We start from the raw sequence: 23098 nt of genomic DNA on the forward strand, positions 1-23098 counted from the left end.
CAAGGATGCGCCGCAGATGGAGGTAACACCTTTACGATCGCAGGTCGAGGCGGCTTACCAGAAGAACCCACAGCCACCCTCCCAGGTCAAACCGTTTGGCAAGACTTACAAAACTACGCCGTTGAGTCCCCTCAATCCCACAACGAACCGTCAAAGATTCCCTCTATGACTGCTATCCCAGAAACTCCATCCCTTGTAGAAGCCGTAGGCTGGCAAACTAATGCTCAGGGTGAAGTGGAATTAGTGGCCAATTTTCCGGCGGGTGCACAAGTAATTCCTAGCGATCGCACCCCTAATAACAATTGTCCCAGACAGAAAGTCGATCGCTAGACTAGAGATTCGCGATCGCTTTTTGGGTTAGTTATTCGTTCAGGATTTACGCACCTAACCAAAGAAACCGGGTTTCGACTTTCGCTCAACCAGCAGTTTTTTGACGAAAATACTTCGTTTTTACCCACAGATCCTCTCAAAAACCCGGTTTCTGGAGCCATGAGCGTAAGTCCTATCCTTGATCTAGGCTATATACTTATACAGAGCGGTTTTTACTTAATCTTAATTTTGAAATAGTTAAGAAAAGCTAAGTTAGCATAAAATTATCAATACTTTAGTAAGCCAATGAGTCATAATTGCCAGCATTTCTCTTCAGACAAGACCAAAGCTTTCTACACAAAATTATACCATGCTCTTCTACTAGCGATACCTTTCTCTTTACTTTCTGGTCAAGTTACAGCACAAATTATCCCCGACAATACTCTTCCTAATAATTCTAGTATTGCTCCTAATGGTAATAGTTTAACCATTAATGGTGGTACGTCAGCAGGTAGCAATCTTTTCCATAGTTTCAGTGAGTTCTCTCTCCCCACGGGTTCAGAAGCTGTTTTTAATAATGCTAGTAATATTCAAAATATTTTCAGTAGGGTTACAGGAGGAAAAATTTCTAATATTGACGGCTTAATTCGAGCTAATGGGACTGCTAACTTATTTTTCATCAATCCCAATGGCATCATTTTTGGCCCGAATGCACGGTTAAACATTGGTGGCTCTTTTATTGGCTCTACAGGCAACAGTATTCAATTCTCTGATGGTAACTCCTTCAGTGCTACTAACCCTCAAGCGCCGCCGCTGCTGACGGTGAACGTGCCAGTAGGGTTGCAGGTGGGGGCGAATCCAGGTGCGATCGCAGTTCAGGGAGTAGGGCATGGGTTTACAGTCCAAAATATCCGTACTAATCGAATTAATCGCAGCAGCACTAATCAGGGTTTGCAGGTGAAATCTGGAAACACCTTAGCTTTAGTAGGAGGTGATGTGAATCTAAGCGGTGGTGTGTTGAAAGCAGCAGAAGGACAGATAGCTTTAGGGAGTATCAGTAGTGGTGTGGTGAGTTTGACACCTACTGATGCAGGGTGGAAGTTAGGTTATCAAGGAGTACAAAGTTTTCGGGATATCAATTTATCTGGGCAAGCCGCGATCGATGCCAGTGGCTTGGGCAGAGGTTCTATCCAGATGGTAGGACGAGAAGTGAGGCTCAGCGATGGTTCTATTGGCTTAATTCAAAATCAAGGGTCAGAGCCAGCCGGAGACCTGATTATAAATGCAACTGAGTTATTGCAAGTGACGGGCACGAACTCACAGGCAACATTTCCCAGCCTCTTGATTAATGAAACTCTCGAAGATGGAGCTGGTGGCAATGTTGCTATTGCTACAAGCAGATTGCTGGCATCAGACGGTGGAGGTATAGGCTCCAAAACATTTGGAACTGCCCCTAGTGGGGATGTGTCTGTCAGTGCTTCTGATGCGGTAAATATAAGTGGTTTTTCTAATAGGAATCCAACTCTTTTCAGCTTCTTGGGTACTGCAACTGGGGGGGCGGGAAATGCAGGCAATCTCGCAATTTTGGCTCAACAGATAAAAGTTTTGGATGGAGGTGTGATCAGCACTGGTACGTTGAATACTGGTAAGGGGGAAATATAACCATCAACGCTTCTGAGTCTGTCACGGTGAGTGGAATTATTCCCAGACTTTTGCAAGTGTCTGCTGTTACCAGTGCAACAATTAGTGAAGGAAATGCAGGTACTGTTACCATTAACACATCTAGATTGATAGTCAGAGATGGCGGGACTATTAGCACCTCTACCGGAGCCAAAGGTTCAGGCGGAACCTTGATTATCAATGCGTCTGATTCTATACAAGTCAGTGGCAAAAGAGAGGGAGAGGGACTTCCTTCTCGCATAGAATCGTCTGCTCTGATTGTACCTGAAGTCCTTCGTCGAGCTTTAGGACTACCCGATCGCCCCTCTGGAAACTCCGGCAACGTCATCATCAACACTTCTAGACTGACCATTACGGATGGTGCTAGAGTCAGCGTCGCCAACCAAGGCACAGGCCTCGCAGGCAACCTCAACATCAACGCCAGACAAATTCTGCTTAACAACCAAGGTAGACTCACTGCTTCCACCGCATCGGGTAGTGGTGGCAACATCAAATTACGAGTCTCTGGGGATACCATTCTCCGTAATGGTAGCCAAATCGCCGCCGAAGCCGCCGGTACCGGCAACGGTGGCAACCTCATCGCCAACACCAACACCCTCACTATCCTTGAAGGTAGCAAAGTCACTGCCAATGCCATCCAAGGCAACGGCGGTAATATTCGCATCACCACCCAAGGTTTGTTCGCTTCCCCTGATAGTGACATCACTGCTTCCTCCAGTTTTGGAGTCTCCGGCACCATCTCTATTAATAATCCTAACCTTGACCCCAGTTCCGGCTTAGTGCAATTACCCGAAAACGTCGTTGACCCCAGTACACAAATCGCTCAAGGATGCGCCGCAGATGGAGGTAACACCTTTACGATCGCAGGTCGAGGCGGCTTACCAGAAGAACCTACTGCTACCCTCCCAGGTCAAACCGTCTGGCAAGACTTACAAAACTACGCCGTTGAGTCCCCTCAATCCCACAACGAACCGTCAAAGACTCTCCCAGTCGCTACTATCCCAGAAACTCCATCCCTTGTAGAAGCCGTAGGCTGGCAAACTAATGCTGAGGGTGAAGTGGAATTAGTGGCCAATTTTCCGGCGGGTGCAGAAGTAACTGCTAGCGATCGCACCCCTAATAACAATTGTCCTAGACAGAAAGTTGACCCTTGAATTGGAAAAAGTAACAATTAGCAATTAAAAAATTTTTATATGTCACTTCCAAGCCAACCAAACGGCAAAAGTAAAATGCTGCGCCGCACATTTTTATTTTTGATTGGAATAGTCGCAGCGCGACAATTAACTATATTTTTATCAGTTGCCGAAAACCGTTCAACTTCTCTTAATATCGCAATTCAACTGATGCAAAAAACGCTGGCGTGGCTGACAGCCTTAAAAGCCAGCCAAGACCATAAAACACCGCCTAGCCCTCCCATTGTTCCCAAAGCCACTATAAACCCTCAACTCTTACCTACTGCTCCTATCCCAAAAATCAGTAGAAACCCCTATTCCCAACCTACTGTTTCTGCCTCACAATTAAAAGTAGCACCAGCTAAAAAAGGGCAACCTATACAAGTGAGCAGAAAAAATGTGGTGGGGGTTCCTTTATATCAAACAACTATAGATTTGACTGACCCTGATACTTTGATTACTATTGGCTTAGCAAATAATGCACCAATGGCTAACAGTTCTCAAGGTTCTAAGGGTGACGAAGCTTTTGAAAAAATGGTCGAGCGCTATCGAGGCGCAGTAGTTGTCAACGGCACATTTTTTGGCAAAGATTCTCAAAAATGGGTGTTGGGTAATATGGTGTCAGCGGGTAAATTTCTGAAGTATAGCCAGTGGGAAAATTATGGGACAACCTTGGGTTTGCGTGTAGGAAATCAACCAGAAATGATTACAACGCGATCGGAAGGCAAACCAGAATGGAATCAGCATTGGTTTTCTATTACTTGTGGCCCTAGACTATTAAAACAGGGTAAAATTTGGCTGGCACCTAAGTTAGAAGGATTTGCCGATCCTCATGTTCTCAATGTGGGAGCGAGAACAGCTATTGGGTTTCCTGCTAGTGGAAAAGAGCTATATTTAGTGACTTTTTTAACTAGCCTTTCGTTGGCAGAGGAAGCAGAAGTAATGAAGGCGATCGGATGTTATGAAGCGATGAATTTAGATGGGGGTGCTTCTACTGCTTTGGCTCATAATGGACAGATTTTGATTCCTCCGGGACGCAATTTAACAAATGCGATCGTGGTGTATGATAAAAATTATCCTGCCCCAGAGGAAGTTAAAGCATCTTGGGAAGCTTTTCAGAAAGGTGCTCGCCCTTCTTACCCTAGATAAGTGGGATTAGATAATAACTTCCTTAACGATAGATTCCCTACTTTAAAATTAGTAGGAATTTCCCTTTTATTTCCCAATACAAGACGCTGCTAAAACCACTAAACTCTCATTTTGAAAAACAGCACAGCGTTCCATATACTGTGTTAAAGCAGGAGTTTTACCCTGTTTAAGATCGGCAACAACCTCTGGGGTTGAATCAAAGTTTTTGAGCCAATCATACTTCTCCACATAATCGAGAGTGAAAGCATTTTTCTCCAACATCCAGAAATCAATCCCGTACTGATTAATAAAGTTTTTTACTACTGCAATATCGGGACTATACTGAGCGCGAATTAACCCAAGAGCCTTCTCTCGAAATTGGCGATAAAAGCCTACTTGATATGGTATTCCATATTCCCTGCCAATTAAAATAGACCTCTGGGAAAAAGTCGGCAAAAAATTCGCTTCTTCAGATAAAGATGCAATTAATGTATCTTTAGGTTGCTGCTGAAAAAACTCATATAAAGCGGGCATTCTCCCAGTTTTATACCCGACTCTGGGGAAATCGGGAACAAAGCAAGGATAGAGGAGAACTAAAATAGCAATTACTCCTGTTAAACCTAATGCAATTATAGTTTTAACTTGGGATCTACCCTTAAAAATGGGTGATGATGAGGGTGAATTTTGAATTAAAACTTTTGCCTCTGTTCCTGATGCCCATTGTAGCGCAGCATCTATGATTAAAGTTAGCGCGATCGCCGTCATAAAAACAATAATTATGCGGAAACTGTAGGAAGTATATCTATTCGGAACGTACAGCTTAAATAATACAGCATGAGCTAGAAAAAACATCGTCAATGATGCTAATAATAGCTGAAGTAAAAGCCAAATACTGCCTTTAATCTGCTTTACCAAAGGAAACGCGGAGGAAAATGGTAGCAGCAACGGAAACAGAAGCCCCGCACAGTGAGTTACAGGCGTAAATAATGACTTAGAAAACATTCCGGTACCTTTACCTGTAAACCAAAAACTTTTAGGGTGAAGTTCAAAAAATGGGATGCGTCCCCCTGGTAAAAACTCCCGCGATCGCTTTGCTTCTTCTAATGTAATTGTCGGGCCAAATTTAGAAGAATTTAAGGCAAAAGGCAACATTACAAAGAAGGAAACTCCTAAACCTGTACCACAAAACAGGTAATTATTTCGATCGGTTGATAGCCGCAAACTGCCATCTTTCCAGTGGAACAATCTGAGAATTAAAATGCCACAGGCAATAAATACATATTGAGGATAAAATAATCCTATGAGGGCAATAGTTGCCAAACACGGTATTAGTGAGACTCGCAGCAAATAATATAAAAATCCGAGAAATATTGGATACAGAAAAGCTCTAGGTGTAGCTGAAGCTAAATCATCTGTGATCCACATACTTTGATTCAACACCGAAGCAGCAATAAATCCCGCCATTGGTATTGGCAACATTTCCAGACAGATGCTAAAACAGTAGTAAGTAGAGATTAATCCTAATATCATCGGCAAGATTTTATGAAATAAAAGAGGATTAATCCCTGCCATCGCCGCTACCTTATAAACTATTTTGTAGCCTGCGGGAGCAACAGCTTGAAAATAATCGGCAATTAGATCGTTGGGAAATAAACTCGGATCGATAAACCGCATGATCCAGAATACGTGCTGTCTCGCATCATCTTGCACAACGTACTCGCTACCGAAAGCTTCTTTAAAGCCCATAATGCCATAAAGTGCGGCAACTGTTAGGCTCAGGCTTAACCAAAATATTACTCGCGATCGCGATGTTTTTTCAAGTGGGGTAGTCAGAAATTTTTGTAAGCTTGCGATTAACATTGTTAGTTGTTAGTGGTTAGTTGTTAGTTGTTGGTTGTTGGTTGTTGGTTGTTATTTGGGTAAATTTAACTATTGATTTTTTCAATACATTTAGCTTTAAGTAGGATTAAATCTTTAGCTTTTAAAACAGTACAACGATCTGTGACTTTTGACAAGGCGGGTATAGTTCCTTTTTCCAGACTCTCTTTAACCTCAGCCGCCGCCGCTGGGTTTAACTGTCTAATCCGGTGATTTTTATTCACATACTCAAGAGTTAAGCCTTGCGAGTCTAACAGCCAGAAATCTATACCATACTTTTGAATAAAGTTTTGCACTTCTGTTAAATTAGCGCTGTATTGAGCTTTAATTAAATCATTAGCGCGGTGATTCATTTCAGCATAGTATAGTTTGTGGTAAGGTAAAGCATATTCCGATCCTATTAAAATTGACCGTTTGGCAAAAGCTGGTAGATTATTGGCTTCTATAGCTAAAGATGCTATGAGCGTATCTTTAGGTTGCTTGCTCAAAAAATCATACAAGCTAGGTATTTGACCAATTACATAATTAGTCACCGGAAAGCTATTAGTTAAGCTAGGGTAAATCAAAGCTAAAGGTAAAATACAAAGTGCAAAAAATGGAAGTTTAATTTTTTGGCAAATCGCATCTATGATGATGGCGATCGCGATTCCACCTGCTATAGCCATTAACATTCTTAAACTATGCTGCGTATATCGGCTAGGATGATGTAGTTTGAAGGCGAAAGCGTGAGCCGCGAAAAATACTCCTGTCGAGGCTAGTGCTAATTCTGGCAATATTACAATACGGCTAGTAAGTTGTTTAACCAAGGAAAAAGTGGAGGGATATCTTAATAAGAGTGGTAATAATAATCCGGCCCAAATCTGGGGAGGGATAAGCAATTTAGATAGCCACTCGCGAGGGAAAAAGCCGGAACGATCGCCTGTCATCCAAAAATCCCAAGGGTTATCGGTAAAAAAAGAAGCTCTTCCTCCTGGCCAAAATTCAGGGAGCATTCTTGCTTCTGCTGCTGTTATTACCGAGCCAAATTGTGAGGAATTTAAAGCGTAAGGTAACAGCACGGCTATGGCAATTACTAAAGTAGTAAGGAGAAATTTATAGTTGATTTTTTCTGGAAAAAAGCGGATAAAATGCAAAATTAAGACGGCAGCACATATTAGTACACCTTGAGGGTAGAAAAGCCCTAAAAGTGCGATCGAAACTCCGACACCTAGTAAATTCAGTCGCAGTAAATAGTATAAAAATCCCATGAATACCGGATAAAAGAATGCTCTCGGTGTTGCGGAAACTAAATCATCTTTTAACCACAGATTTTGATTTAGCAATAGTGTAGCGAAGAAACCCGCAGCAGGAATTGGCAATATCTGCAAACAAACTCCAAAACAGTATGTGGTAGTTATTAATCCTAACAGTGTCGGTAAGAATTTATTAAAAATAATAGGATTGAGGCCAATTTTTGCCATTAAATGATAAAGTTCAGTATATCCACTGGGGGCAAGTGATTGAAAATAATCGGCAATGATATCATTAGGGAACAACTCTGGATCGAGAAATCGCAGCATCCAGACAACGTGCGATCGCGCATCGTCTTGCACCACATATTCGCTGCTAAAAGCTGGTAGAAGTCCCAAAAATCCGCAAATCGCGGCCGCTATCAAGCTAAGGCTGAACCAAACTCTTACTGGATAAGTTCTGATAATTGACAGCATTAAAATTTCACTCTCACTGGCTTTCCTCTCATCGACCATCAAAAATCAAAAATTCGCATAACCCTATAAAATGTAACCGATGTTGTCCAAAATGAAAAGGTAATTATGCCAGAAAGTCTAATCGATGAGTCTTATCCGAGTTCCGAGAGTTCAGAAGTCAGCTCTCCATTTTTCTCTCTTATCCTCCCAGTTTACAATGAAGAAAGCGGTGTAGAAGCTACCCTCAATCACCTACAGGAAACTCTAAAATCTTCTAGCTGCAAGTATGAAATTTTGGTTGTTAACGACGGTTCCACAGATGGAACTCGCGAGATTTTACAATCTCGGACAGATATCAAAGTAATAGAACACAATCGAAATCGAGGCTATGGCGCGGCACTGAAAACGGGAATTAGATATGCAAAATACCCCTTAATTGTGATTACTGATGCTGACGGTACTTACCCCAATGAACGGATACCGGAATTAGTAATCTTGGCAATGCACGCTGATATGATTGTCGGTTCGAGAACAGGTGAAAACGTCCGTTATTCAAATCTTCGCAAAATTCCTAAATGGTTTTTAGTGCGCTTTGCGGAATGGATTACAGATTGCAATATTCCTGATTTAAATAGTGGGTTGCGTGTATTTCGTAAGAGTGTAGCCGAAAGATTTTTGACGATTTTACCGGACACATTTAGTTTTACTACCACGATTACAGTAGCAATGTTGACGAATAATTATATCGTGCGTTATGTGCCAATAGACTATCATTATCGAGTGGGGAAAAGCAAGATTAAGCCGATCCGAGATACTATCCGTTTCATGCACTTAATCTTGAGGACAGGGGTTTATTTTGCACCGTTAAGGGTGTTTATGCCTGTAGCTTTTGTATTTTTTGTGGGTTTCTTGATTACGCTGTATCAAGATGTTTTTGTCCGGCGTGACTTAACTGAGGCTACGCTAATTCTTTTGGTGGCTACTACTCAGTTGGGGATGTTTGCACTGCTGGCTGATTTAATAGATAAAAGGTGCGATCGCTTGTAAAATAAAAAATCATTCCCCTACCAACTTAAGCGCCAGAGATTTCCATTGGGGTAAACAGAGTCTAATTTGTACTTCTCATCTTTTTCAAGATTTAATTGCAATTTCTTAGAAGGGTAAAATAAAAATATCTCACTGAAACCATCAGGAATTTTGGGTAAATTTTCTCCGGGAACAACCTGTAGTTTTACTTTATTTTCTAGTAAATAGCTGAGAGAAGTTAGCCTGATTGCATTGCTGCTGACGATTAGCGGTTGTGTAGCTTGATTAATAATGTTGGCTACTTGGGGATTGTAATAGCTGCTGTACTTGTTCCACCAAGTCTCTGATTGACTGCTAATTGCACAGGAGAATACCCCACCTGAAATCAAAATCATAGTTATTATTTGCCACAATTTTTGTTGGTTAATATTTTTACTGGTAATTTTATTAGATAGTAAGTAAGCAATAGCTAACTGGATACCTACGTAACAAGGGATTAAGTAGCGAGCAATACTAGAGCGTTGTCCACCCGAAATTAAATCTTTAAAAACTAATGGTGTTGCCGTAGATAATATTAAAATTAATATAAATAGCCAAATACTTTGAGGCGTATTCTTACATAGAAATTTTAGCGAGTATCCTACTAAAATTAGCGTCGGTACGATCGTATATAGCCAGAGGTTATCCATTCCAAATTGAAGGTTATCTTTGCCAGAAATTACATCAAATAAACGCTCTTTAGTCCCAATTTGAACGTCAAACAAAATAGAGGTAATATTAATTGCCAGCCTAGTTAACAAAGTCAAGACGTTAATTTTATTAGCTATCCATCCTAGCTCTGAGAAATTATTTACAATACATAGTATCCAGGGAGTAAAAGCTATTATTCCCGATAATGTTGCTATTAAATAACCAAGAAATTTCTGTAATGAAAAATGATTGTGGGTTTTTAAGTGCATTATTTCAGTTGCGAATAGATAAATACCATGTCCCATTATTACCAGTATAAAAAGTAATTGGGAATAAAGCCCTAATGTTATAGTAATGGCGTATAATCCCCAGCATATTATTCGCTGTTTTTGGGAAAGAGCGCTGTGTGTTTCCAGCCGTATTGCTCGTAAAAATACACAGCTAGATAGTAAAATTATTACTGTAAATAAACTATAGGCTCGTGCTTCTTGGGCGTACAATACATGAAAAGGTGAGATTGCTATAAGTGCTGTTGCTATTAATCCCACAATTGGCAGATTAAATAATTCCAAACATAGCCAATAAATTCCAGGGAATACTAACAGACTAATCGCCGCTGATAAACTTCTGGTGACTGCTATTGAATCACCAAATAGCTGCCTCCAAAAATATGCAATCGCGTAATAAAGTGGCGGCTGTTCAGGATTTCCTACTGCTAAAGCTTTTACTGTGTCAACAACTCCTCGCTCAGAATTTATGCGCTGATATTGCTGTAAAGTTTGGATATCTATTATAGGGCCAGCAACTTGCTCTGTAAATTCTTCCTTGGTGTATCCAGCTAGTCGCAATGAGGTAATCGTTTCGTCGTACCAGTAAACTTTTTTGTCAAGATTAACAAATCGAAAAAATATTCCTAATATTAATAAAATAATTAGTAATGGTTGCAGCCAGGTAAAATAATATTTGCGATCAATCATAGTAATTTTCGAGCGGATAAGTTAATATTTAATAATACATTCTGATTGCAGGACAACTAAATTATCAGTATCAAAAACATTACAGCTATTCATAACTTTTGATAACGCTGGAAATTTACCATATTTTAGATTTATTAAAACCTCATCCCCTAGTGGCTGATATTGTTTTAACCAGCGATCTTTTGCCACATACTCCGCAGTTAATGCTTTCTTATCTAGTAGCCAAAAATCTACTCCATAATTCTTGATAAAATCCTTAACTGTACTAATATTAGCACTGTATTGTGCTTCGATCGTATTAACAGTCCGCTGGCGAATCTCATTATAATATAGAGGATGATACGGCAAAGCATAGCCTTCACCACCCGCCAGAATAGAGCGTTTAGCAAAACTGGGTAAATTATTCGCTTCTTCCGCTAGGGAAGCGATGATAATGTCTTTGGGTTGTTGCTCAAAAAACTTGTATAGTGATGGAACTCCACCTGCGATATAACGGGTATTTGGGAAGGGATAATTTTTGTATTGTAAAATATGAGGATAACCCAAAAATATCACTGCTAAAAATAGGCAAAATCCTAACGGTAAAAACTTTAACTTGTCTTTTTTCTGTTCGGTTTTGACTTTTTCCCACTCAAAAACTGCATCTATAATTAAGGTTATGGCAATTCCTGCCATTATAGGTATTAGCATCCGAGAAGTGTGCTCGGTATATCGGTTAGGAAGGTGAAGTTTAAAGACTAAAGCATGAGCAATAAAGAACATTGTCAAAGATGCTATTGCTAGTTGAGGCAAAATTATCACTTTCTTTGTCACCAACTTGGTTAAAGGAAAGCGAGAGGAAAATTGCCATAAAATAGGCAATGACAAGCCTAAAAAAATTTGGGGAGGAATGGGAAGAGGAAAAAATTTATCTGTTAAAACGCACCACTCTGAAGGTATCATACCGCTACGTTTGCCGCATAGCCAAAAGTTAGAGAAATTATTAGAAAAAAAGCTCGACCAACCTTTAGGTAAAAATGCTGGCAATGTCTTAGCTTCAGTCGCAGATATTACTTTCCCAAATTCTGAGGATTTGAAGGCATAGCTTAATAAGATTGCAGTTGCTATTCCTAAACCTGAGAAGAGTAATAAGTAGTCTTTTCGCTCGCTGGATAGATAAAACTGCTTGTCTTTATAACCGACTAACCGGAGAATTAAGAGGGTAGCTGCGACTAACATACATTGTGGGTAAAACAATCCTAAAAGTGCGATTGTAATTCCTACACCCAATAAAGAACGTCGCAGTAAAGAATACAAAAAAGCCATAAATAATGGATAGACAAAAGCTACTGGCGTAGCGGAAATTATATCATCTTGCAGCCAAATAATTTGATTGAAAAACAGGGTTGCCATAAACCCAGCGAAAGGTACTGGCAAAAGTTCCATACAAATACCAAAATAGTAGCTATTGGCAATCAAGACTAATAGGATTGGCAACAATTTATGCAGCAAAAATGGCTCAATTCCTAAAGCAGCTATTATCTGATAAACTGCTTTGTATCCTACTGGGGCTACCGATTGAAAATAATCGGCAGTTAAGTCATTAGGAAATAACCCCGGATCGAGAAATCGCTGCATCCAAAAAACGTGCTGTCTTGCATCATCTTGCACTACATATTCACTGCCAAAAGCCTGCTGTAATCCCGGAATACTATAAATAACTGCAAAAGTCAAGCTTAAGCTCAACCAAAATATTAGATTTGAGCGAGATTTGCCGCTTGTATAAATTAAAAATTGGTGAATGTTTGTCATAAAAATATTATTTTTCAAATTCTCGCAGATCTTGAATACTAACAAGATATTGTCCTAAAAATGGTAAACCTCCTATCGCTGGCAAAAGATAGCGGGAAGTACAAAGTAATCCCAAAGCTGCGGCTGTGGGCGCAGCGAAATAAGGGCTATAAAAGGCGATCAAGGCAGCATCGCGAGTGCCAACTCCGGCAAATGTTAGTGGTAGCAACCCTGCTAGAATTGCTAAGGGAGATAATGCTAAATTTGCCAAAAATGGTGTCCAGGCATTGAGTGCTAGGATAAAAAACCAGATTTGTAGCAAGTGGCCAAACCAGATTAAAATAGAGGTAGTTGTAATTTTCAATAGTTGCCTTTTATCTTGCCAGAAAAATTGCTGCATTTCCCGCCAAGACAACTGAAATTTTTCGATTTTAGAGCGAAATTTTTTAGGTAAAATTTTGCGTGCCATCCTAAAAAATATTTGGGCAAATTTACGAGAACCTAGTAACATTATACCTGTAATCAGTCCAAAAGCTACAGCAGCAGTCATTACCCAAAACAACCAATCTTTCTGGGGATAAAGTATCAAGCCAAATACACACCACAATAGTAAAGAAAGCATATCGCAAGCTTTCTCAAATACGACCAGCGACAGGGAGAGCGAACCATCTAAATGTCCTCGCTGCTTCATAAAATAAGCTTTGGCAATATCCCCCATTTTTGAGGGAAGTACCATATTTAAAACGCTGGCAGCAAGGATGAGACGATTTGCTTCGCTAAACCCCAATTTGCCCCCCGCAGGCATTAGTTGTTGCAACCGCCAAGCTGTTAGCATTGTTAGTGGTACAACCATACTGAGGCTGATAGCCATCCACCAGCGATCGCAGTTTCGGAAGACTTGTATTAATCCAGCAAAATCAATTTTCCAGTAGATGACTGCTAGAATTAGTAGGCTGACAATCAGAGAAATTACTCGCTTCATCAATTAGCTTTTCGCTATTAGGTTTAAAAACTTTTCCGGGCGATTAGAAATCGCGGCTATACAAACAAAGTCCGCCTACGCGGACTATAAGAAAAAGGGGTAATAAACCCGGATTTAGTATTATGTTATCATACTACTTGATTTGATTTAATTTCACTGAGTTTGCAAACGAGGGAGTACGGTGCGAGTGAAGTTATCGCTTCCAGTTTCGAGATTAGCAGGAACACCGTTTGGATATTCTTGCGCGATCGCACTTTGTATGGTTTGAATCCGGTTGCCAGGATTGGGGTGAGAACTCAAAAACTCCGGCTGTCTTCCCCCACCGCTGGCAGTCTCAAGTATCTGCATCACTTCCGCCAAAGCCTTTGGATTGTAACCAGCTTGACTCATAAAGCGCACGCCGAGGCGATCGGATTCCAATTCGTCATCACGACCGTATCGCAGGCTGACCAATTGGTTGACAGCTTGCGCGAGTACGGCGGCCTGCTGACCGTTGCCGCGATCGTCCGTCGTCGCCACCCCCACCGCCGTTACTAGCGCCGCCCCAAGCCGTTGCTTAGCGAGGTGTTCAGCCCCGTGCCGCCCAATAACGTGCCCAGCTTCGTGACCGAGTACGCCAGCCAGTTGCGCTTCCGATTTCAGCCGACTCAGCAAGGCAACCGTTACGAAAACCTGACCCCCCGGTAGCGCCAAAGCATTCACCGTTTTAGGGTCGCGCAGTAGGTGAAACTCGAAGGGATAACCCAGTTTGGATGCCGCAGACTGCTGTACCACGCGCTTTCCGACGCGATCTATATAATCCTGAAGCGCTTGATCTGGGTAAAGACCGCCAAATTGAGAGGCTACTTGCGATCGCGATTCCAGTCCTAACACTACTTCCTGGCGCGGTGACAATTGCACTCGCTGCTTTTCCCCAGTCACCGGATTTTCCACAGTCGTAGTCAAGTAACTAATAAAACCGAAAAAGGCGATTAAAAGCCCAATCGCAAAACGAAATAGATGTCGGCTCACGGTTTTTTCCTAATTTATTGCTCAGTAAACTATCATGCCAGGTTTAAACAAAACATCTATCTAAGGGGTATATCAACTGCTATTAGGATTTATGTAATTAACGTTTCGATTTTTTCGAGGACTTCTTCTATGACTTCTGAGGGAGCTTTTTCACAAAATCTCGCTTTTCTCGCTTTCCAGTCCAAGCTTTTAACTTGGTCTGATAATATTACACCTTGGGTCTGAGTTCGATCGTTGAGAGGGACTTCAAATTTTAATCCCTTGCTTTGTGATGTAATTGGGCACATTAAAGCTAATGATGATAGTTTGTTGTACTCAGAAGGCGATACAATAATAGCAGGGCGGGGGCGACCCTCCTGATTGCCCTGCTCGTGACCTCTAATTGGAGTGAAGTCAATATATATAATGTCGCCTCTGGCTGGAACATATTCATCTGATTTTTTACCAGATTTCATTGCCAACAGAACCTCCTGTCTCTATTTCCCTGTGAAAGTTATCAGCAGTCATCCCCTCTAAAAGGTACTCAAGGGTATATTTTTTTCTAATTTTTGGCTTGATAATGATATTCCCTTCAACAATGTCAATTTCCACATTACTTCCTTCTTTCAGATTTGTTTTTGTCGCCAATGAAAGAGGGATTTTTACTACTAGATTGTCTCCCCATTTAGTAATATTTTGTTCTAACATTAACCGCACCTTACTGTATTTATTATCTATTTACTACGATTATACAGCACTGAATTTAAGTGTCAACCTTCTTAGGGAAAATTCTATCCTAGAAAAGCACTGCGATCGCCTCTAACTGACCGATCGCTCACAGGTAGCGTTTCACTTTCAAAGGTTGACCAGGAGCGAGTTTTTTAACTTCATCACTCAAGTCAAGCCAAGGTAATAATTGACCTCTTTGAAACGTGCGACTCATCACCACATAAATAGAAGTTTGATCGCAGCCAATCCCCGCACTAATCACCCCTTCCCAAGACTTAGCATAAAGTTCATCGGTAATCTGCCATTGTTGATTTTCCCATCGCAAGCGGCGACAAAAGCGAAACGGTGCATCTTGTTTACCAGTAATCAACATTTTCTGCAAAATTTTCCGAATTAAATTAGGGAAAAAACGCCCAAACGTCAGCATAACAACCCGTAAAATCAGTAACTTTATGGGTGTCATTTGCGTTTGTTTTGCCCATCCCATTTGTCCAGAAACCGTAATTTCATCCTCCTCAACTTGCACTTCGCAATCGCCTATTAAATGGCTAACTGCATTCTTGATTTTACCATTTTGGCGGAATTGGAGCGAAAATTGAGTGTCAGAAGCAACTAATCGATCGTTGCGAAATAGCTTGAAAGTACCGCCTTTATTTAAAGCCATATAAAGCTCAGTATCCCCACATCGTTTAATCAAAATTTTAGCTTCTTTTAGCCAAACACTAGCAGCATTTTTGGCAATAGATTGCGATCTATCCGGTACGAAATCCCGCCAAGCTAGTAAATAATTCCAAGTATGATGACCGATAATATGATCGTCAGCATAACAAGGAGCCAAACCATTAGCTAATGCCATCAAAAAACGATCGTTAATTTGTAACGCTTCCGGCATCCATTGACCGACTAATTCAAAACCATGCGGGAAAAAGTTATAGGTGTTGCGACTAGCATATTCTCCACCATAAGAACCATCAGGATGAATAAATTGAGCGGCTAATTCCACAGCCTTTACAACCGTATCTTTCAATCTAGGATCTGGCTTGAGTTGGTAAATCCGCGCTAAACATGATATAGTTAAAGTGTGATATCCAGGATCGCAGCCTTCATATTCCTGAAACCAACCTTCGGGATTTTGCCACTCAAAAACTCGCTCTAAACGCAGTTTTTTTGCCGCCTCCCACTTGGAAGTATTCAATAACCTTTCTAGCAATTCTAAACACAAGACAATTAAAGCTTGGTGATTGGTAAGTTTACCGCTTTCGTGGTGATTTGCTAACCAGTCAGCCCGCCTCTCAAAAAACTGCAAAATTTCCTCATTCTGCAATTTTAACAGCGTGTAACTTTCGATGCAAGCTAATAGAGAAAATGCCGCCGCCCCGGATGCTCTTTCATAGGGAAAATAATCATCGCAGGAACCATCACGGTGAGCGCTACGGGCAGCATAAATAATCCCAGCTTCTACCCATTCGCGAATCATTTGCTGTTGATAGAATGGATTATCGGCAATATTTGTCTGGTAAGCTAAGGCTAATGGCCAAACAAATTCCTGAGCCATTCCACTCGGAAAATCTATGATTTTATAATGCCAAAAATTGCGGTCAAAACATCCGTAAGTAGGACTATGAGGATTGCGATCGCACAGCGTCAAAATTTTAGGAATTTGCGCGATTGCCTCACGAGCAAACAAATCTTTACTATTCATAATTTTAATCTTCTTTCCTAGTATCAACCCGTCGCAGCCGCAATTGAATCTCTTCCACCAATTTGCGATTAGCTGCCATTAAATCAGCAATTAAACCCAACATCCACAACTGAAAGCCGATCAGAATTAAAATCGCAGCTAAGATTAAGCTGGGAACTCTAGTTCTAAGAGTACCTTGTAAAATAAAGAAAAATATCCAGCGTATTCCTAATATCACACCCAAACTAAACGGCACGCTTCCTAACATTAAGAAAAAGCGTAGGGGTTTGTAAACCATGAAAATGCGGAGGATTGTAAACAGCGATCTTACCACATAAGAAGGCGTACTTTTCACCAACCGCGAAGGTCTTAAAACCCCATTAGTGCGAATCGGAACCGAAGTAATCGCCATACCTTTTTGTCCAGCTTGAATAATTGTCTCCAGAGTATAAGTATATTGATTAAACACATTTAACTGCATTGCTGCCTCTCTGCTAAATGCTCTAAACCCGCTTGGAGCATCAGGAATATCCGTCTTACTAGCGAGACGAACCACCCAACTACCTACTTTTTGCAGCAGTTTTTTAGTAGGAGAAAAATGTTCAATTTCAAGAATAGGTCGAGCACCTACCACTATTTCTGCTTGACCTAATAAAATTGGCTCAATTAATAAAGGAATATCATCAGCACAATATTGATTATCAGCATCAGTATTAACAATAATATCAGCTCCCGCCTTTAAACAAGCATCCAAGCCCGCCATAAATGCTTTAGCTAAACCTTGATTACTTGAAAAACGAACAATACGATCTACACCATACTCCTTTGCAACTTCAACAGTTCTATCTTGGCTACCGTCATCAATAACCAACCATTCAATAATATCAATACCAGGCAGATGGCGAGGTAAGGCCGCAAGTGTAACACCGAGACTACCTTCCTCGTTATAACAAGGAATTTGGATAATTAGCTTCTTCATCGTCACAGAGAGTACAAAATTAAGAAAATTAGCAAAAATTTGAGATTGCAGTTTACCATTGCTGTTATCATATACTCCTATCTGCACATTTTGAACCAGCGAAACGCAAATTACACATCTCAATCGTTAGCGAGGTCAATATCAATGCCTGTTGGAATGGAAGATCAGGGTCGCAAATTTATCACGACAGAGCCGCTAGACAAGAGCACAGAAGCGGGAGAACAAATAGTTTGGGATGCAGTCCGCAGTGCCTTTGCCGATCGCACCTGCATTGGTTATTCGCGCTATCCTCTTTTCTCAAAGTTTGGAGAAATTCGCAAAGAACCTGACATTTTGATTGTCGATCGCGAATTAAGTTTAGTAATTATTGAGGTCAAATCTGTTAAGATTGACCAAATTGTTGCCGTTAACGGTCAAGAATGGGAATTTCAAAACTTCTCTACCGCCGAAACTAACCCCTATCAACAAGCTGAAAATCAACTTTATGCCTTGTTGGGATATTGCGACAGAGAACCCGCTATTCGCCGGAAAGTCGGCGCTAGGGCTATAATAGCACTACCTCTAATTACAGAGGCAGAATGGCAACAAAAAGAATTCGATAAGCTGCCCAATTGTCCGCCGATTATCTTCAAAGATCACTTAGGTAAACTTGCCTTAAGTGAGCGAATTAAAAGAGCGCCTGTAGTGGTGGAAGGTGAGGAAATTGAGGACGAACAATGGGAATTATTGTTATCAGTCATCAGCGGCGGCCCTATTTTGAGAAAAGCGCCACGCCTTCTTCAATCTACTAACAGTAAAACTCGCTCTAGTGTGATTGCCACTTTACAGGAAAGGCTCTACGAATTAGATTTCCAGCAAGAACACATCGGTAAAGAAATCCCTCCTGGTTTTCAGCGAATGCGGGGCATTGCCGGGTCAGGAAAAACTGTGTTATTGTGTCAAAAAGCGGCTCATATTCACTTAAAACATCCTGACTGGGATATTGCCTTAGTATTTTTCACTCGCACTCTTTACGATTTGATGATTGGGTTAGTAGATAGGTGGCTGCGCCGCTTTACAAATGGTGACGTTCAATACGATCCCAAAAACAACAAAAAACTGCGGATTCTTCACGCTTGGGGTGGGAAAAATCAACCGGGACTTTATAGTACAATTTGCGAGTTCAACGGTGTGCGATCGAGGACGGCTGGAGAAACACCGGAAAGACAGCCTAATCGGGGATTGGCTGAACTTTGTAAACGCCTATCGGAAGAAATCAAAATTGAGCCAATTTTTGATGCAATTTTGATCGATGAAGGTCAAGATTTAGTCTCGGACGACGATCTAAAATTTCAGGATAAACAGGCAATTTACTGGTTAGCTTATCAAGCTTTAAAACCCGCAGATCCAGAAAACTTAGAGCAGCGGCGCTTAATTTGGGCTTACGATGAAGCTCAAAGTCTTGATAACTTAAAAGTGCCGACTACTAAAGAATTGTTTGGCGAAAATTTAAGCAATTTGTTAAGTAAAGGGACGCAATATAGCGGCGGCATCAAAAAATCCGAAGTCATGCGCCGTTGTTATCGCACTCCTGGTACAATTCTGACAGCAGCACACGCGATTGGGATGGGGTTGTTGCGGCCAGAGGGAATGTTAACAGGAATTACTCGCGCTGATGATTGGAAAGCTATCGGTTATGAAGTGACGGGTAAGTTTATTGCTGGTCAAAAAATCACTCTACATCGACCACCTCAAAATTCACCCAATCCAGTTGAGCAATTGTGGGGAAAACCTGTATTAGAGTTTGAAACTTATGGCTCTCGCCAGGAAGAAATGATGGCTTTAGCTGATAAAATTACTCACAATATTGTCCATGACGATCTCAAGCCTAGTAGGGATATTTTAGTGATAATATTGGGTTCTCTTTCTGAGGCGATAGAATTAGAAAGTCAGGTAGCTAGTTTCTTGAGCGATCAAGGGATTGATATCTATATTCCTACTGCTTTAGGGTTGAATGAATTAAACCCTAAATGGCCGAGTCACAACCCCGATTTATTCTGGATGAATGACGGAGTAACCGTGTCTCGCGTTACTCGCGCTAAGGGAAATGAAGCGGATATGGTCTATGTAATTGGCTTTGATAATATTGCCAGAAATGAGGCCGATGTGAGTCTTCGTAATCAGTTATTTGTGGCTTTAACGAGGGCGCGGGGATGGGCTCATTTGAGTGGGGTGGGTGATTATCCAATGTATGAGGAAATGCGGCGGGTGATTGAGAGTAAAGATACTTTTACTTTTACTTATAAGCGGCCGCTGAAGCGAGATATCGGGGAGGCGGAAGAAAGCTAGGGGCTAGGGGCTAGGGGCTAGGGGCTAGGGAAAGAAGGGAAGAAGGGATAGAGAATCGTTTCATGAATTCAGAACGTCCTAAACGACGAAAGCGGTTGCTATATTAGCCCACATTTTTAACATAAGAACCCTGGTTTTCTCAACAACCAGGGTTATGTTTTATGCGTAAAAGCTTATCGCAGAAATACGAGACGATCGCCTAACTCTTTAGTACCCGCTAAAGCTTCTTGTCTTGCCCATTTATCGGCGGCAATAATATCATCTAAAGATGGATTTGCACAGTTATCAGCTTGATGCTTTTCGCACGTCCGTTCAATTAATCTCGGAATATCCAAAAATTCAATTTTTTCATCTAAAAACAACGCAACTGCCTCCTCATTAGCTGCATTCAACACCGCCGGCATCGAACCACCAGCACGTCCAGCAGTATATGCTAACTGCATACAAGGATACTTTTGATGGTCAGGTTCTCGGAAGGTTAAATCTCCAGATTTTACTAAATTCAGCGGTTCCCAATCTGTATAAATTCGCTCTGGCCAAGATAAGGCATAAAGTAGAGGTAAACGCATATCTGGCCACCCCAATTGTGCTAAAACAGAGGTATCTTGCAGCTCAATTAGTGAGTGAATGATGCTCTGAGGATGGATGACAATATCAATGCCATCATAATCCATACCAAACAGGTAGTGAGCCTCGATTACTTCTAACCCTTTATTCATCAAGGTAGCAGAATCAACCGTGATTTTCCGCCCCATTGACCAATTCGGATGTTTCAAAGCATCGGCAACTTTTACTTCTGATAATTTCTCAACTGGCCAATCTCGAAATGCACCGCCAGAAGCCGTGAGAATAATCCGCCGCAAACCGCCTTTAGGCACGCCTTGGAGACATTGAAAAATGGCAGAATGTTCTGAATCAGCAGGTAATAATTTCACTCCATGTTTGGCGATTAAGGGGTTGACAACGGGGCCGCCAGCAATTAAAGTTTCTTTATTAGCAAGAGCAATGTCTTTACCGGCTTCAATAGCCGCAATTGTAGGCAACAAACCGGCACAGCCGACAATGCCAGTAACGACAGCTTGGGCATCGCCATATTTGGCAACTTCTACGATGCCAGTCTCGCCAGCAAGTAAAATGGGTTGTGGAGCTAAGTCTGCGATCGCCTCTTTCAATTCTGGCAACTTATCCACATCAGAGATGGCGACAATTTCCGGCCGAAACTGCCTAATTTGCTTCGCCAGCAGCGTCACATTTCGCCCAGCAGCCAAACCCACAATCCGAAATTGATCGGGGTACTGTGCCACAATATCTAACGTCTGAGTGCCAATGGAGCCGGTAGAGCCGAGAAGGGTAATCGCTTTCACAATTTTTTAATGATTGGTGGGCCATACCAATATTACGATCGCAGGGAGTTAAATTAGCACTCGCCGACTCTTGCCTAGTTGCACGTTCGAGTGAATGATATGTTGAGTGGTCAGCTAGTGCAAGCCTTCATGCAAAACCCCCCTGAAAATCTTGGAACCTCAAGCGAGGACAGCAGCAGCAAGTCAGAGAAAATAGAGGTAAGTCATCTCATCCCTCCGCCGACTGCGGTTTGGGCGATCGCATCCTCTGTGCTAATTTTCTTTTTGTGTAGTAGCTTGCGGCACGCCTTATTTCAATCAACAGGCTTTGATTTAGGAATTTACGACCAAGTTGTTTACTTAATTAGCCAAGGTTTCCCCCCCATTTCCTCATTTTTGGGGTTTCATCATCTTGGTAATCATGCAGCTTGGGCTATCTATCCTCTAGCTTTATTGTACAAGATTTATCCCACAGTTTACTGGTTATTTTTAGTACAAGCAATTGCCTTAACTTTAGGCATTTTTCCAATTTGGATTTTATCGCGTTTAGCGGGTTTAAAGGAAAACCAAGCTATGGCAATGGCAGTAGCCTATCTCCTTTATCCAGTAATTTTTAATACAAATTTATTTGATTTTCACCCCGAAGTAATGGCTTTACCCGCTATTTTGGGCGCAATTTTAGCCGCAAAACTCAATAAGCCGCTGTGGTTTTGTGCAGCCATTCTCTGGGTTTTGGGTGGCAAAGCTGTCTTGTCCTTAACTGTAATAGCAATGGGTTTTTGGCTACTGCTATTTGAGAAACGCCGTTTGTGTGGCGGTATTGCCCTGATTCTCGGTGTAGCGTGGTTTTTGATTGCCACTCAGAAGCTGATTCCCTACTTTAGTGGCAGCGAAGCGGCGGGAGTTTGGCGCTATACTTATTTAGGTAACTCAGTTAGAGAAATTGTACTCAATTTGTTCCTGAAACCACAATTAATTTTAGGTAAAATCTTTTCCTTTGATACAATTAAATATCTGTTCTTCCTAATTTTACCCCTGATTTGGTTACTCTTTCCCTTTACTGGTAAAAAGTTAGGCTGGAGATATCTAACACCCTTAGTTTGTGCCGTGCCGACGCTAGCCGTAAATATTCTATCAGATGTGCCATTTCAGCGTAGCATGGCTTATCATTATTCCTTACCTGTAATTCCTTTTTTATTATTAGCAGCCATTGCCAAGGAAGAACTAAGCCGTAAAAATTTACCAACAGATTTAACCGATAGTTTATTAGTGGGTAGTGAAGATGATTTAACAGCAAAATCAGCAAAACAAAAGAAAAAATTAGAAATAAATATCCTTAATTTCCTAATTCCTATCCCTCAGTTAGAATTTCCCAAAACGATCGTTATTTGGTCATTACTAATTTTCCTAATTATCGGCGAATCTAAGGATTTCTTGCTATATCTAACAAGGATTGATACTTGGCAAGCTTCCCAAGAAGCAGTCGCCCAAGTGCAACCCCAAGGTAGCGTATTAACTGATAATAGACTCGCCCCTCATTTCACCCATCGCCCAGTAGTAAAATTGTTATCGCAAATTTCACCAAATGCAGATTTAGCTGAATTTAAGTACGTAGTCTTAAATTTGCGCCATCCTTGGCCAGATACTAAAGATATTGGTGCTAGTGTAGCAGATAAACTTAAAAATTCTCCTAATTTTAAGTTAATCTATCAGCAAGATGATGTTTTTGTATTCACAAAAAATTAGTTACG

At 41.2% G+C, this 23098-nt stretch carries 17 protein-coding genes and 1 pseudogene; 7 read left to right on the plus strand and 11 right to left on the minus strand.

Annotation, left to right across the window (positions count from 1 at the left end; translation table 11 throughout):
- The 4 genes and pseudogenes from PN499_RS23940 to PN499_RS23955 form a co-directional block, all read left to right on the plus strand.
- Positions 1–330: pseudogene (locus PN499_RS23940) on the plus strand (filamentous hemagglutinin); the annotation flags it as partial.
- 285 nt (positions 331–615) lie between these two features.
- The gene (locus tag PN499_RS23945) at positions 616–1971 is read left to right on the plus strand and encodes a filamentous hemagglutinin N-terminal domain-containing protein (protein WP_272035266.1); all 1356 of its coding nucleotides are present in this window, start codon (positions 616–618) and stop codon (positions 1969–1971) included.
- Between the two features lie 26 nt (positions 1972–1997).
- The gene (locus tag PN499_RS23950; protein ID WP_272035268.1) at positions 1998–3143 is read left to right on the plus strand and encodes an autotransporter outer membrane beta-barrel domain-containing protein; all 1146 of its coding nucleotides are present in this window, start codon (positions 1998–2000) and stop codon (positions 3141–3143) included.
- 39 nt (positions 3144–3182) lie between these two features.
- Positions 3183–4310 (plus strand): phosphodiester glycosidase family protein, encoded by a 1128-nt coding sequence (locus PN499_RS23955; RefSeq protein WP_272035270.1) that lies wholly within the window; start codon positions 3183–3185, stop codon positions 4308–4310.
- Between the two features lie 66 nt (positions 4311–4376).
- On the opposite strand, the gene PN499_RS23960 is transcribed toward PN499_RS23955, so the two are convergent.
- Positions 4377–6149, minus strand: a complete 1773-nt coding sequence (locus PN499_RS23960; protein ID WP_272035272.1) for a hypothetical protein — start codon at positions 6147–6149, stop codon at positions 4377–4379.
- A 65-nt stretch (positions 6150–6214) separates the two neighbouring features.
- Positions 6215–7912: a hypothetical protein gene (locus tag PN499_RS23965; RefSeq protein WP_272035274.1), complete on the minus strand. Its 1698-nt coding sequence runs from the start codon at positions 7910–7912 to the stop codon at positions 6215–6217.
- Positions 7913–7978: 66 nt separating this feature from the next.
- On the opposite strand from PN499_RS23965, the gene PN499_RS23970 reads away from it, so the two are divergent.
- Positions 7979–8899, plus strand: a complete 921-nt coding sequence (locus PN499_RS23970) for a glycosyltransferase family 2 protein (RefSeq protein ID WP_272035276.1) — start codon at positions 7979–7981, stop codon at positions 8897–8899.
- A gap of 17 nt (positions 8900–8916) precedes the next feature.
- Here the strand turns inward: PN499_RS23970 and PN499_RS23975 are convergent, their stop codons facing one another.
- The 8 genes from PN499_RS23975 to PN499_RS24010 all read right to left on the minus strand — a co-directional run bounded on the left by PN499_RS23975 (position 8917) and on the right by PN499_RS24010 (position 17676).
- Positions 8917–10545, minus strand: coding sequence for a glycosyltransferase family 39 protein (locus PN499_RS23975; RefSeq protein WP_272035277.1), 1629 nt, complete (start codon positions 10543–10545; stop codon positions 8917–8919).
- Between the two features lie 21 nt (positions 10546–10566).
- Complete coding sequence (locus PN499_RS23980) at positions 10567–12336, minus strand: hypothetical protein (protein ID WP_272035279.1); 1770 nt, start codon at positions 12334–12336, stop codon at positions 10567–10569.
- Positions 12337–12343: 7 nt separating this feature from the next.
- Positions 12344–13297, minus strand: a complete 954-nt coding sequence (locus PN499_RS23985; protein WP_272035281.1) for a lysylphosphatidylglycerol synthase transmembrane domain-containing protein — start codon at positions 13295–13297, stop codon at positions 12344–12346.
- Between the two features lie 153 nt (positions 13298–13450).
- Positions 13451–14308: a M48 family metalloprotease gene (locus PN499_RS23990; RefSeq protein WP_272035283.1), complete on the minus strand. Its 858-nt coding sequence runs from the start codon at positions 14306–14308 to the stop codon at positions 13451–13453.
- Positions 14309–14397: 89 nt separating this feature from the next.
- A complete protein-coding gene (locus tag PN499_RS23995; protein WP_272035285.1) occupies positions 14398–14763 on the minus strand; it encodes a type II toxin-antitoxin system PemK/MazF family toxin in 366 nt (121 codons plus the stop codon).
- Positions 14750–14995: an AbrB/MazE/SpoVT family DNA-binding domain-containing protein gene (locus PN499_RS24000; protein ID WP_272035287.1), complete on the minus strand. Its 246-nt coding sequence runs from the start codon at positions 14993–14995 to the stop codon at positions 14750–14752. The genes PN499_RS23995 and PN499_RS24000 overlap by 14 nt, the downstream gene beginning before the upstream one ends.
- A gap of 127 nt (positions 14996–15122) precedes the next feature.
- Positions 15123–16718 (minus strand): hypothetical protein, encoded by a 1596-nt coding sequence (locus PN499_RS24005; RefSeq protein ID WP_272035289.1) that lies wholly within the window; start codon positions 16716–16718, stop codon positions 15123–15125.
- A 4-nt stretch (positions 16719–16722) separates the two neighbouring features.
- Positions 16723–17676 (minus strand): glycosyltransferase family 2 protein, encoded by a 954-nt coding sequence (locus tag PN499_RS24010; protein ID WP_272035311.1) that lies wholly within the window; start codon positions 17674–17676, stop codon positions 16723–16725.
- A 144-nt stretch (positions 17677–17820) separates the two neighbouring features.
- Between PN499_RS24010 and PN499_RS24015 the strand changes: the two genes are divergently transcribed.
- A complete protein-coding gene (locus tag PN499_RS24015) occupies positions 17821–20004 on the plus strand; it encodes a DEAD/DEAH box helicase (RefSeq protein ID WP_272035291.1) in 2184 nt (727 codons plus the stop codon).
- A 173-nt stretch (positions 20005–20177) separates the two neighbouring features.
- On the opposite strand, the gene dxr is transcribed toward PN499_RS24015, so the two are convergent.
- A complete protein-coding gene (dxr, locus tag PN499_RS24020) occupies positions 20178–21368 on the minus strand; it encodes a 1-deoxy-D-xylulose-5-phosphate reductoisomerase (RefSeq protein WP_272035293.1) in 1191 nt (396 codons plus the stop codon).
- 99 nt (positions 21369–21467) lie between these two features.
- Between dxr and PN499_RS24025 the strand changes: the two genes are divergently transcribed.
- Positions 21468–23093, plus strand: a complete 1626-nt coding sequence (locus PN499_RS24025; RefSeq protein ID WP_272035295.1) for a DUF2079 domain-containing protein — start codon at positions 21468–21470, stop codon at positions 23091–23093.
- Positions 23094–23098 lie beyond the last annotated feature (5 nt).

The sequence above is a fragment of the Kamptonema animale CS-326 genome, from assembly GCF_028330895.1.
GTDB lineage: Bacteria > Cyanobacteriota > Cyanobacteriia > Cyanobacteriales > Microcoleaceae > Kamptonema > Kamptonema formosum.

What these genes read in the sequence shown, in the direction of transcription:
- PN499_RS24000 (WP_272035287.1), bottom strand. Translation starts at nt 14,995, where the DNA reads ATGTTAGAACAAAATATTACTAAATGGGGAGACAATCTAGTAGTAAAA.
- PN499_RS23980 (WP_272035279.1), bottom strand. Translation starts at nt 12,336, where the DNA reads ATGACAAACATTCACCAATTTTTAATTTATACAAGCGGCAAATCTCGC.
- PN499_RS24010 (WP_272035311.1), bottom strand. Translation starts at nt 17,676, where the DNA reads ATGAAGAAGCTAATTATCCAAATTCCTTGTTATAACGAGGAAGGTAGT.
- PN499_RS23970 (WP_272035276.1), top strand. Translation starts at nt 7,979, where the DNA reads ATGCCAGAAAGTCTAATCGATGAGTCTTATCCGAGTTCCGAGAGTTCA.
- PN499_RS23995 (WP_272035285.1), bottom strand. Translation starts at nt 14,763, where the DNA reads ATGAAATCTGGTAAAAAATCAGATGAATATGTTCCAGCCAGAGGCGAC.
- PN499_RS23945 (WP_272035266.1), top strand. Translation starts at nt 616, where the DNA reads ATGAGTCATAATTGCCAGCATTTCTCTTCAGACAAGACCAAAGCTTTC.
- PN499_RS23985 (WP_272035281.1), bottom strand. Translation starts at nt 13,297, where the DNA reads ATGAAGCGAGTAATTTCTCTGATTGTCAGCCTACTAATTCTAGCAGTC.
- PN499_RS23960 (WP_272035272.1), bottom strand. Translation starts at nt 6,149, where the DNA reads ATGTTAATCGCAAGCTTACAAAAATTTCTGACTACCCCACTTGAAAAA.
- PN499_RS24015 (WP_272035291.1), top strand. Translation starts at nt 17,821, where the DNA reads ATGCCTGTTGGAATGGAAGATCAGGGTCGCAAATTTATCACGACAGAG.
- PN499_RS24005 (WP_272035289.1), bottom strand. Translation starts at nt 16,718, where the DNA reads ATGAATAGTAAAGATTTGTTTGCTCGTGAGGCAATCGCGCAAATTCCT.
- PN499_RS23975 (WP_272035277.1), bottom strand. Translation starts at nt 10,545, where the DNA reads ATGATTGATCGCAAATATTATTTTACCTGGCTGCAACCATTACTAATT.
- PN499_RS23965 (WP_272035274.1), bottom strand. Translation starts at nt 7,912, where the DNA reads ATGGTCGATGAGAGGAAAGCCAGTGAGAGTGAAATTTTAATGCTGTCA.
- PN499_RS23955 (WP_272035270.1), top strand. Translation starts at nt 3,183, where the DNA reads ATGTCACTTCCAAGCCAACCAAACGGCAAAAGTAAAATGCTGCGCCGC.
- PN499_RS24025 (WP_272035295.1), top strand. Translation starts at nt 21,468, where the DNA reads ATGTTGAGTGGTCAGCTAGTGCAAGCCTTCATGCAAAACCCCCCTGAA.